7 protein-coding genes are annotated in these 12380 nt (G+C 51.5%); 3 read left to right on the top strand and 4 right to left on the bottom strand.

Annotated features, from left to right (window positions below; genetic code table 11):
- Positions 1 to 642: 642 nt before the first annotated feature.
- The 4 genes from LX87_RS23800 to LX87_RS23785 form a co-directional block, all read right to left on the bottom strand.
- On the bottom strand, positions 643 to 1950 hold the full coding sequence (locus LX87_RS23800) for a serine hydrolase domain-containing protein (protein ID WP_111630790.1): 1308 nt from the start codon (positions 1948 to 1950) through the stop codon (positions 643 to 645).
- A 41-nt stretch (positions 1951 to 1991) separates the two neighbouring features.
- Entirely contained in the window at positions 1992 to 3212 is a 1221-nt protein-coding gene (locus tag LX87_RS23795; protein WP_111630789.1) for a serine hydrolase domain-containing protein, read from the bottom strand.
- 72 nt (positions 3213 to 3284) lie between these two features.
- Positions 3285 to 4517 carry a serine hydrolase domain-containing protein gene (locus LX87_RS23790; RefSeq protein ID WP_229310799.1) on the bottom strand — a complete coding sequence of 411 codons (1233 nt, stop codon included), beginning with the start codon at positions 4515 to 4517 and terminating at the stop codon, positions 3285 to 3287.
- Between the two features lie 258 nt (positions 4518 to 4775).
- Positions 4776 to 8786: a hybrid sensor histidine kinase/response regulator transcription factor gene (locus tag LX87_RS23785; RefSeq protein ID WP_111630788.1), complete on the bottom strand. Its 4011-nt coding sequence runs from the start codon at positions 8784 to 8786 to the stop codon at positions 4776 to 4778.
- A gap of 478 nt (positions 8787 to 9264) precedes the next feature.
- Between LX87_RS23785 and LX87_RS29160 the strand changes: the two genes are divergently transcribed.
- From LX87_RS29160 to LX87_RS23770, 3 genes are all read left to right on the top strand, one after another.
- On the top strand, positions 9265 to 10809 hold the full coding sequence (locus LX87_RS29160; protein ID WP_229310798.1) for a PAS domain-containing sensor histidine kinase: 1545 nt from the start codon (positions 9265 to 9267) through the stop codon (positions 10807 to 10809).
- A gap of 300 nt (positions 10810 to 11109) precedes the next feature.
- Positions 11110 to 11394, top strand: a complete 285-nt coding sequence (locus LX87_RS23775; RefSeq protein ID WP_111630787.1) for a sensor histidine kinase — start codon at positions 11110 to 11112, stop codon at positions 11392 to 11394.
- 269 nt (positions 11395 to 11663) lie between these two features.
- Positions 11664 to 11939, top strand: coding sequence for a DUF3892 domain-containing protein (locus tag LX87_RS23770; RefSeq protein WP_111630786.1), 276 nt, complete (start codon positions 11664 to 11666; stop codon positions 11937 to 11939).
- Positions 11940 to 12380 lie beyond the last annotated feature (441 nt).

Below are 12380 nucleotides of genomic sequence, written 5' to 3'. Positions count from 1 at the left end.
TGGGACATAAGTAAGGAAGTTTGAGTGAAACAAGTTAAACATTTGTCTCCTCTCTTTTCCCCCTTAGTTGTCCACTTTTACTTGACTACATACACCTTACCATTTTTTGGCTGATCCTCTTCAGAGTCGATGCGCTATCACAAAACCGACAAGTCCCTTAGCAATACCATTCACTCAGAAATCTACGTGGGCAACTACTACTCCGAAGAAGTAGGACAAAAAACTCATTGTCCGTTTCGCATCAGGGGATGAATGCGAGCTAATCAACCACTATGTTGATGGCTTTATCGCTCCATGTACTCTCAAAGCCGATCTATTTTTTAAGAGGGGTAGCCATCCTGAAATCACGTCACTTGAAGTGAATACTCAGCGTGCCTATCATATCGACTTTGTCAAGATTAAAAACCCGAACACAACAGCAAAAAAGCCATAATCATCAAATCCTAGGTGTCTTGCTTGCAGTTGGAAAGGCCCCTCGGATCGATCAGCATTCATGAGCTTTCGGAACCTGCTCTTTCTTATGGCACATACCTGATCCCTACTGGGTCAGCAAGTCAGTGCAAAAGGGGTGTTCACCTGAAACAATCTGACCTCATTTGGGTAAGGCTATTTCAGCATAATACATGGCATATATATGTTCTTTTAGGGCTTACCGGGGTAACCTAAAGCTGCCCGGGCAGCATAGGCTGCGTTGTACATCGCATTAAAACATTTTCCAAATGAAGTGTCGCCCTGGACTCCCTGGGTAAGATCCCAAAAAGGCAGCATCGCCACCAGCGAAACTTCTGTGATCGGGTCGTAGACCATTAACGTCAGATAGCCTGCAATGGCTCCGTTATGGCCGTAGCCCAGGTTGGGAAATAGAGAGGTGCCCAACCCATACGTGGGTCTGGCCACCGACACATCGGTTTGCAGCAGTTTGACCGTCTGGGGTTGTAAGACGTTTTCGCCCCGCATCAGCGATCGCACATAAGTGTTCAGGCTCGCCATGGTGCTGTAACCGTTGCCTTCTCCCACATGACCGCTCATGTTGACCGAACCGAAGCTATCCAGCCGTCCCGTTGTCTGCCAGAGCAGGCTGGCTACGTTTGGCTGGGGTAGCTGAACGTCGTCGGTCCGGTGGGGAAACGAAATCGGCAGGGGCACTCGGCTGGTCGGTCCGGTGATGTGGTCGTAGAGGTAATCGGCAAACGTCTTCGCACTACCGCTCTTGGCCGAGTAGACCCGTTCGATGATCCGGCTCAAGATGATGTAGCCAGTGTTGCTATAATGGTAGCCGGTGGCGGGATCGAAGTATTGAAGCTGGTTATCGATGATGGGTTTAAGCATTTCCTCGACAGTGAACTGATGTGTCGAATCCCGCGACAGAACGTAATTGACGTAACTCTCTCCGTTAAAACCCGGTACGGGATCATTGTCTACATCGAACACGCCGGCGCTGTGCTGGAGCAGTTGCTCAATGGTAATCTGACTCTTATTGGGAATATTCCAGTCGGGCGTCACCGGCACGTAGGGTTGATTGGTGCCCGGAATCAGCTCGGTGATGTGGGCTTTATAGTCGAGCCAGCCGTCCTGGTACATCTTCATCACGGCCGTAGCCGTAAAGGTTTTGGTGACGCTGGCGAAGCGGTAATAGGTGTTGGGAGTGACAGGTTGTCGCCCGGCAGCGACTGAGGACGCGAAGTAGGTTTGGGTAGGCGTCTGAAGAAACACATTGAGTGAAGGGATCTGCTTCTGAAGATCTTTTTCCAGATCGGCCCGTACGTTGTCGACCGCTTCCTGAACCCTCTGAGTCGCTGGAATAGTGTGATCATCCAGGTTAATGACGCTACAGCCGAACAGCAACCCGGCCAGCGCGCTAAGCAGGAAACACCGGACGAAAACCGGATGAATAGGGGTCGGCGAGGCATAAAGCCGCTTACGCAGGCGCGTCAAAAAGAACGAGTTCATCCTGGCTTTATTGAGTTTTCTTAATAAGAGTTCGATAAGGCTTACTTATTCGCGATCTGAGCCGCTCGTAAGGCCGTGTTCCGCACGCCCAGAGCCAACTCCAGAAAGTCGTTGTAACTGGTCTCCGGTGTGGTATTGGTTTTGAAAAAATTAGCCACCATCAGCACCGTCGTCTTGGTGGCCGGGTTGTAACGCAGGGTGGATATATAGCTCAGATGGGCGCCGTCATGACCAAAGCCCAGTCCGTCATTGAAGGTAAGGCCCAGGCCGTATACCCCGTGTGATACGTCGGCCACTTCCATTTCCTGCATCATGGAAACCGTTTGGGGCGTTAAACCGGCTTTACCCGTTAGCAGCAGTTCGATCCAACGGGTGATGTCAGTCGGCGTTGAAACCATATCACCTTCTGTTACGTGCACCGACATATTATCTTCCAGCGTACCGATCGGACTCTGGCCAGGTATATGAAGATAGGAGTCAACAAACGGATCTTTCATGCGTTGATCGGCCCCCTGCCACACGTTATACGTATTGGTTAACTGCAAGGGCTCCAGAAACCGGGTCCGGATAAAATCAGGGTACGTCATACCCGAGGCTTTTTCAATAATTTTGCCCAGCAGGTTGTAGCCTGTATTGGAGTACCCAAACGTAGCGCCCGGCGCGAAATTGGATAACTTGTTCTGCGTGACAATTCCGACCAGTTCATCAAAGGTGAAGGTATGGGTGTCCTGATTGAGGTCGTCCCGGACGTAATCACTGTATCGTTTGCCTGCGTAGGGCTGATTGACCGTTGTGGGTATATCCTGATTGGTGATATCAAACACCCCCGCCCGGTGCTGAAGCAATTGCTTGATGGTAATCTGATTCTTGTTGGGAATATCGTAGGCTGGAGTAGTAGGCAGGTAAGACGGAATGAAATCGGTAATAGTCAGTTTACCTTCCTGATGAAGGAGCATAATGGCAGCGGCCGTAAAGATTTTGGATAGACTGGCGATCCTATAATGGAAATTCCCCTGAACACCCGGCTCAATATTACTGGAAACCAGATTCGATCCGGCCGGCGAATTAACCTGTAGAAAGAATCCTCCCTTGTTTTTGTCGATTCCCCACTCCTCGTTAAAGCGCTGATAGAGACTATCGGTCAGATACTGAAGCTGAGCACGGGTATTGGTTGGGGGTGCATGATCCTGCAAACAGGATTGAAGCGTTGAACTGCCCAGGATAAGGATAGTGACTAAGGGAAAAAGTGGTGTGATTTTCATAGTAGAGGCACTAGAAAAAACTAGAAATTGGTTTAAGGCAGTAGATACGGTAAGGGGAGTAAGTTGAAGTCCTTATGGTCTACCGGGATAGCCTAAGGCCGCTCTGCCCCCGTAAGCCGCGCCATATATCGCATTGAAAGACTTATAAAAGGTGCTATTCTCGTCATTGGTAACATTGCTATTATCGACCAGCGTTATAAATGCTACGACCGATACGCCAGTAGTGGGATCATACATGGCAAGCGACAGCGTCCCGCAGCGCTCCCCGTTGTGACCAAAACCCAGGTTCGGCGTGAAGAAACACCCCAGGGCATACTGGTTCCCGCTTTTTAGGTTAACATCGGTTTGCATAAGTTTGACGGTTTCGGGTGTCAATACGTGCTCCCCGCGCATTAATTTGCGAATGAATGTATTAAGCGCAGCGGGTGTGCCGTAGCCATTCCCCTCCGCTATCTGCGCGCTCATATTGTAGTTACCGAAGACGATTGTTTTCCCGTCGGGAGTCCGTTCCACCCCTTCCGCCCGGGGAGCCGGTAATACCGTATCATCCGCCCGGACCGGAAACCGAAGCGCCAGAGGCACCTTCGTACCTGGTCCTACGATATGGTCCTGCAGGTAATTCTCGTACGTTTTAATACCGCCACTTTTCAACGAGTAGACACGGGCGATGATGTAGCCAAGTATGGAGTAGCCCGTATTGCTGTAATGATAATCTGTGGTCGGAGCAAAATAAGACAACTTATTTTTGGCGAGTTGAAGAACCATCTCCTCGGTGGTAAACTGGTGGTCCGGGTCAGCATTTTGAACATACGCCGTATAGGACAATCCATTGAAGCCAGGGACCGGATCATTATCCACGTCATAGACCCCGGCACTATGTTGCATCAGTTGTTCAATCGTAATCTCATTTTTAAAAGGGAAATCCCACTCTGCTGTATTGGGTACATATGAAATGTTAGTTCCCGGAATATTGTCGGCAATTTTTGCTTTAAAGTCCAGCCAACCATCTTGATGCATCTTCAGAAGAGCGGTAGATGTAAAGGTTTTGGTGTTACTGGCGAAGCGAAAGTTGGTATTTTCGGTGAAGGGGGTAGCGCCAGCTGGCACCGAGGACGTAAAGATGGCTTGAGTGGGCGTCTGAACATACAGATTCAGCGAGGGTACCGAATTGCCCAGATCTTTTTCCAGGGCGGTGCGAACACTGTCAACCGCTTTTTGCACGCGACTCCGGCTATCTTGCGAAATGTCATGGTCCTTAAGTAAGGAAGAACAGGCGGTAAGCCATACAGAACCGAGTGCAGCCATACCCAAGTGTACCACGGTTTTTGAGCAATAGAAGTTGTAAACCATATTGAATAGCACCAGAAAGTTATTGGTTGAATAGTTGCAGCCACCCATGCTGGTGAGATAAGCCGTGTGGCTATCAACTTAAAACATAAAGGCGCCTATCCAAGACTAGCCCAAAAGTAAGCCGCAGGCGCTGCTGGGAACGATAAGAAATGATCCAAATTCGATAAGGAATGATCCAGTTGATGCCAAAATGATGGGCTGGGAGGTAATCGGTCAGGCCTGGGCAATAAATTCGCTGGGACTCATCTGATACAGCTCCCGAAAGCATTTACTGAAGTAGGCCGGGCTCTCGAAACCCACTTGATAGGCCGTTGCACTAATGGAGACGCCGGAACGCAACAGGTGCGTCGCGTGTTTCAGGCGGTAGTTGCGCAGCAGTTCGTGCGCCGTCAGACCCGTCAGGGCTTTAACTTTGCGGAAGAGATTGGTACGGCTCAGGCCCAGGGCACTCAGCATTTGTTCGAGGCCAAAACCGGAGTCACTCAGGTTGGCGTCGAATAAGGCGTATAAGCGGATCAGAAACGGGTCAGTGGATTCAGAAGGTGGTTGGACAGAAGCCGAATCAGGCATACGCAGACTGGCCCGCACCCACTCGCGCTGCCGCTGTTTGCCGGCCAGTTGATTGCGCACCCGGAGTTGAAGCTCAGCCACCTGAAAGGGTTTGGTCAGGTAATCATCCGCCCCCAGCGACAAGCCTTCGAGCCGACTATCAACGGAAGCTTTGGCCGTCAGCAGGATGATGGGAATGTGACTGGTGCGCACATCGGTTTTCAACAGACGGCACAGGGTAAAGCCATCCATTTCGGGCCTGGCCTGGACGGGCATCATCACATCCGAAATGATCAGGTCAGGCAAGTATTCCAGGGCTTGTTCCAACCCGTCGCGCCCGTTAACAGCCCGCCGGATGCGGTAGTGTTGGGGCATACTTTCGGCAATAAACCGGGCTATATCATCATTGTCTTCCACCACCAGCAACCGGGGTTTGTCCCAATCCTCCGGAGCTATCAAGTCGTTAGCGCGGGCTTTCATAACCCAAGAGACAGTTGTAGCAGAAGCCGTATCAGACCCACTAACCCGCCGGTACGGCAACTCTACCCGAAAGATAGTGCCCTGGTCCGGCTGGCTCTGAACCGAAATATGCCCCCCCTGCAACTGAACCAGTTCCTGAACCAGCGCCAAACCAATACCCGTACCCGGTGTAGCCGCCGAATCTTCAACTTGATAAAAGCGGTCAAAAATATGGGGCAGGTGCTGGGCAGGGATGCCCATGCCCGTATCGGACACGGCTAGTTGGATCCGTCCGGACGCGGGTTCTAACGTAACGGTTACCGTACCGGTTTTTGTGAATTTTAGGGCGTTTGCCGTCAGGTTATAAACAATTCGTTCCAGCTTCTCGGCATCGAACCAATACTCTCCCGCGACCTTAGAGGTAAATAGCAGGGTAAGCCCCTGGGCCGTTGCCTGCTCAGTGAAGGGCTGTAACCAGTGCTGGATGGATTCCGTCAGGTTGCCTCTGGACTCGTGGATGGACATGACGCTCGCTTCCAGCTTTGACAAATCCAGCAGTTGATTGATCAGCCGCAGGAGCTGCTGGGCATTCTGCTCGATGATCTCCAACCGACGCTGGTAGCGTGGTTCAGGCTGATCGGCGAGCAGTTGCTCGGTAGGGGCCAGGATCAGCGTCAACGGCGTCCGAAACTCGTGGGTGACGTTGGTAAAGAAGTTGGTTTTGATCGCATCGACGGCCCGCAGCTGCTCGCTCTCCTTCTGCCGTAGTTCAATAGCCTGATTTAACCGCAGCCGATTCAGGTAGATTTGAAGCAAGCCCCAGGCAACACCCAAAATCATGAGAAAATATAACCCAAAAGCCCACCAGGTAGCCCAGAAAGGGGGCTGGATTAGAATCGCCAGCTTACGCACGTGCCGACTCCACTGGCCCGAGGTGTTGGACGCATTGAGCATCAATACGTAATCTCCCGCTGGCAGATTCGTATAAATGGCCTCCGGTCGGTCAACCTCTTTCCAGTTGGTTTCCAGCCCCTTTAGTCGATAGCGATACCGGTTTTTGCTCGGTTGGTTGAATTGCAGGGCAGCAAACCGAACCGTCAGGTAATTCTGGTCATGCGCTAACGTCAGTTGATCCGTGGCCTGGATGGGTAAACTACCGAGTATCGATCGATTTCCGGAAGAAGCCGTATCGGGATCAACCTCTCCCGCAAGGTCCGGCTCAATGAGCTGGTTGTTGATTTGCAGTTGTGTCAGTTCAACAACGGGTTCAAACGCATCCTGACCGATCTGTTGGGGATAAAAACCGGTGAAGCCTTCCAGTCCGCCCATCAGGAGTTTGCCATCGGGAAACTGCACGTAATGAGCCCGGTTAAACTCGTCAGCCATAATGCCGTCATCCCGGGTAAAGGTCTGGGTCGTAAACGTCCGGCGATTCATCCGGCAAAGTCCTTTATTGGTCCCTATCCAGAGATACCCCTGACGGTCCGGTTTCACTGAGTAAACCACATTGTTGGGCAGACCGTTGGCCTTGGTAAACCGGCGAAATCTCCCTGTTCGTTTATCAAACAGACAGAGCCCACTACCAAAGGTACCCATCCACAACACATTGGGATCGGCGGGATCAGCCGATAGGCAGTACAGCGAGTTGCTACTCAGCGAGGTTGCATCGCCGACCCGGTTGACAAACTGTCGGACTTGACCCGTCTGGCGGTCAACCCGGTATAGCCCACCGGTCTGACTGGCCAGCCAAAGCGCCTGCTGATCGACCACTAATTCGGTAATTTGGTTCGTAGGATGGACAAAAATCGGATATTGAAACCGGGCCCATTGTTTACTTTTCTCATCGAACCAAAACGCTGCCCGGTCATAAAACGCCCAAACGCGACCCTGCGAGTCGGTGGTCATCGGGCAAGGAATGGACACGGGCGTTTCCCAACGGAAGGCCGTCGGCAGCGAAAAAAGATCCGTCTGGCCCGTTTTCGGATCCAGTCGGTGGAGATCTGAAGTGCCCACGTTAAACCAGAAGCGGCCCGTAGAATCAAAGGTAGACCGTAAATTATAGCTACTCAAGCCCCTTAACCGGGATAAAGCTATTGGAGAAACCCGCGACAGTCCCAGCGAATCGATGGTAAACAGATCCTGATAAAAGCTCTGGCGGTAGGGGCGTTTGCCAAAGGGATTTGTTTGTAGATCGTAGATGCGGATACCGGCTCCCGCCGTGCCGATCCATAAGACGTTGGTTCGGTCGATGATCAAGGAGCGGCACGCATCGTTGGGCTGATTCCAGCGGGTAACAACCTGGACGCCCTGTTGGTCCGTAAACCGGTATAAAATGTTATTCTGGTCGAAATAAACCGCTCCCTGCCGGTCGATGGCGACGTGAACACCCAGCAGTTCGGTTGCCGGTTCCGGCAACGGATAGGAACGCATCTTGCCCGTGCGAGGCTGAAATAGGGTCAAGTAGTGCGGGGAAAAGAGTATGAGTTCGCCGGTTGGCCGGCAACGTACGGCGGATAACCCATTTTCAGGCATGGATTGGGGATTGCCTGGCTGGTGCCGTAGGTGAGTAAAACTGTGGGTGGCTTCTTCAAAGCGATTCAGGCCGTTCACCGTGGCTAGCCAGATTGTTCCATCCGCTGCTTCCGACACATCATACACGTCATCATCGCTGAGGGAGGCCGCTTGTCGGGGGTGATGACGAAACCAGCGTCCCTGCTTCTTGGGGGTATCCCAGCAAATGACACCCGTACCCGTCCTTAGCCACAGTCGATCTTTTCGGTCAATGAACAATGTAAACCCCGTACCGGGTTTGACCAGTCGGCGAAAAGCGGCTTGCCGGGAAAAATTGGTAAAGGTTTCGGTGCGTGGGTCGAATATATCGATATCCTTTCGCTCGGAGACCACCCAGATACGCCCGTGTCGATCTATTTCAATTTGGTCCAGGCCGGTAAAGGAAAGTGAGGGCTTGCCGTCCGGGTTCGGTTGAAAAACTTTAAACCGGCTTCCATCGTAGCGGCAGAGTCCATCGCGGGTAGCGACCCAGATAAATCCTTGCCTGTCCTGAACTATTGAGGGGACAAAGGCCTGCGGTAACCCCTGACGATCGGTGATGTGTTCAGGTTGGGGAAGGCGAAAAGACTGCGCCCACAGCCAACCAGAAGCGGTCAGCAGACTAAGCAGAAAGGTTATAAAGGTTGGACGTATAGTGTTCCGCAAAACAGATGATAGGCTCTAGCTCACGTAGTAAAAGAAGGAACAATACAATGTTTACTGATTTGTTTATTAACTACTTAAGGGCATTGCCTATCCTTACAGAAACAATACAAAATCGCTCCTGCTACAACGGGCTCGATTAGCAAGTAATAATTTTCAGAACCTATCTCCTCCCAATGAAAACAAGGGATTTATTTGGGGGCAATATGTCCGTTCAAAAACGGTAAAACGTTGACGAAGCGGGGAGTATGACACGGAGCTTAGCTTGACTCAATGCTGTAAGGGTATTTCAGGACAATGCACTTTTACCCTTTGAATTAGCTGTGTAAACATAGGAGGGGCTAAGACAAATTCACTATAACTGCTGTCAGGTTATTTTAGTGTAATACAGCTTGGTACTGCCTGAAAGGTCAACTAAAGGAGTCGTTTTTTACTTATGCTCAAAACCGTGTACTTTTAGGGTAATCGACCAACTTGCTTTATGACTCCATTTTTGCCCCATCCATCCGGTTCGTCGCATGTACTTCCGCTGGCCGACGATTTACCCGTTATGGTGTGGGTGACCCAGGCCGATGGCGCTTGTTCTTATCTCAATTCGCGGTGGTACGAGTATACCGGGCAACAACCCCAAGAGGCCTTGGGAACCGGATGGCTCCGGGCGGTGCATTCCGACGACGCTTCACAGGCGGGGGATGTCTTCTTTAGAGCCAACCAGGCACAGCAACCCTTTTCGCTGGACTATCGTCTCAGGGCCTTTGACGGCACTTACCGCTGGATGAAGGATTCAGGCCGTCCTCGTTTCGATGATCGTGGGCAATTCCTGGGGTTTGTCGGCTCGGTGGTTGATATTCATGAGCTGAAGATCATGCAGGAGCGTCTGAAGATGGCCGTCGAATCGACCGATCTGGGCACCTGGGATTTTGATCCCCGTAGCGGGGAGTTGATTTGGTCGGATCGCTGCAAAGCCCTCTTCGGACTACCCGCCGATGCGGCCGTCGATTATTCCATCTTTCTCCAGGGGATTCACCCCGATGATCGGGCGTCCACCGATGCCGTCGTGCAGGCCGTTTTACAGCCGGGTAGTTTGGGCTATTACGATATTGAGTACCGAACGGTGGGCATCACCGACGGGCAATTGCGGTGGCTCCGGGCCAAAGGCCAGTCTTTTTTTGATCAAGACGGCCAGGTAAACCGCTTTATCGGCACGGTCCTGGATATTACCTCAACGAAGCTGGCCAATGAAATCCTGGAGCAGCGGGTGGCGCAGCAAACCCATCAGCTTCAACAGATCAACACCGAGCTGCAGCGCTCCAACCAGAATCTGCAGTCGTTCGCCTATGTGGCTAGTCACGATCTGCAGGAGCCCCTGCGCAAGATTCAAGCGTTTGGTGATATTCTCAAGGGGCAGTATGCGGCAGCCCTGGGATCAGGCGTCGATTACCTGAATCGCATGCAGCAAGCCGCTGGCCGCATGTCGGTGCTGATTCGGGATCTGCTGGCGTTCTCTCGCCTTTCCTCTACGGTGGCCCAGCCCTCGCTGATAGCGCTGGATGACTTGTTGAAGTCGGTTCTGGTTGACCTGGAACTGACCATTACCGAAACGGGGGCTCAAATCCGGGTGCATCCTTTACCAACCGTGATGGGCGATCCTACGCAACTCCGGCAGCTATTTCAAAATCTGCTGGGCAATGCCTTGAAATTTCGTCGGCCCGAGGTCACCCCGCTGATCGAGATTACGGTCTCCTCTGTAGCGCGTCAGGCGTTACCCGCTGAGGTCAAACCCTTGCGGGCCTCTGCAGGCTTTCATCGAATAGAGGTAAGCGACAACGGCATTGGGTTTGACCCGAAAGATGCACCTCGCATCTTCCAGGTGTTTCAGCGGCTGCACGGTCGTAGTCAGTATTCGGGCACGGGGATTGGGTTGGCCATTTGTGAAAGCGTGGTGGCCAACCACGGGGGGGCGATTACCGTTCACAGCCGCCCCGGGCAGGGAACGGCTTTTCAAGTGTACCTACCCATGGATTAATTGCGCAGGGCGCACAAAGGGCTTACTTAGGTCGGCATATCCGTCCAAACATGAATTTTGTTAATGAAACGAGTTGACCTGATTGGCGTACGGCTATTTCAGGGAATACAAGCTAACCGGGCTGAATCCTCATTAACCCGAGTCGGCATAAGAGGTCTGGCCAAACGGTGATAATTTAATGCCTTATCCGAACGTAACCCAGCCCTCCTCATACCATTGACGAAAACAACCGTAGCTCAGAAGCCGACCCAAATCCAGACCATACTCCATGTGGAGGACGATCCCGATTAGCGGTTTCTGATGCAAAAGGCCGTTGAAAAAACGTTTCGCCAGGCCCGACTAGTGCAGATGACGACAGGGCTTTCCCCAGATCAGCGTGACCGATCAGGCGTGGGCTTTGAACCCAAATACGGAGATCATATTTTTCAGGTATTTCAACGGCTGCATGGCAAAAACGAATTTCCAGGAACGGGTGTAGGCTTAGCCATCTACCAACGGGTCGTAGAGAATTATGGGGGAGGCATCACCGCCCATAGTAAGCCGGGAGAAGGGGCCACCTTCTGCGTGTATTTGCCCACTAGCTAGGCCGATAGCGTAATTACAAATCGATACCTTTTTTAGTCTGACTGCCATCAACGTAAATCCAGGGTTGATCTGCCATTAACGGGTTCGTCAAAAAAAGCTTCGTGACTCAAAAATAACTTAACCCATTCTGGTAAGGCTATTTCAGGATATTACACTTTGTTGGTAAGCATGCGTATGCCCCCAATTTAACGAAAAGTGCCCCCAATTCGACATCTGTCAAAGAGACGTATGAATACTTTGGCCCCCAAAGATTTATGCATTAAAAAGACATGGCCAACCGCATTACCCACCTTAGAAGGTCCCAGCTTTCTAGTACCGAAGAACACATTACCGATGTGAAAGGCGTCACCGATGGGGGCAAACACTTTGAACTATCCGTTTCGCAGGTGATCCACCACCTTAAAAAAAACTATGTATTTTATGTACAACTGGGAACCCGCAAGGCCATGGTCACGTATCACCGAAATGCCACAGGGACTGAAACCATCCGAATCAACACGGACCGGACAAGCCAGGAGAATTTAGGAAGCCTTCCGTCGTTTTAACAGAAGCTTTCCAGCTCGTTTTTGCTCCTAAGGTTCGCTTCAGAAGCGGCCGGAATGAACGTTTGCCAAGGCCCTGTGTTACCCAACCTGGGCGGTGATAACACCGGACTGGTACGTCGGATCTTAGGGGCCAGCTTTATATTTGCTCTAGCAAGATAGCCTAACCCGAATCAGCAGCGGAAACCGGCATCGACCGTATTCGGGGCTTGTATTGAATGCCAAACATCTTCACAATAAACCGATTTGAGGCCATTCTCATTAGTTAGCGGCGGTTTCGAGGTTATTGGTCGGCGGTATGGTGAAAGAGCCTCAAACGGTCTTATTAACTCTTGGTTCATGTACTTACATTGTAGGTTTGTGTATTAAATCCTGCCGTTCATATGCTTTTGTTGAACCGGCTCTCTTTCTGGCACACTATCTTTCTTAAAGAAACGGGTAAGG

Source organism: Larkinella arboricola, assembly GCF_003259745.1.
Classification (GTDB): domain Bacteria; phylum Bacteroidota; class Bacteroidia; order Cytophagales; family Spirosomataceae; genus Larkinella; species Larkinella arboricola.
This window is presented reverse-complemented; position numbering and strand designations above follow the sequence as displayed.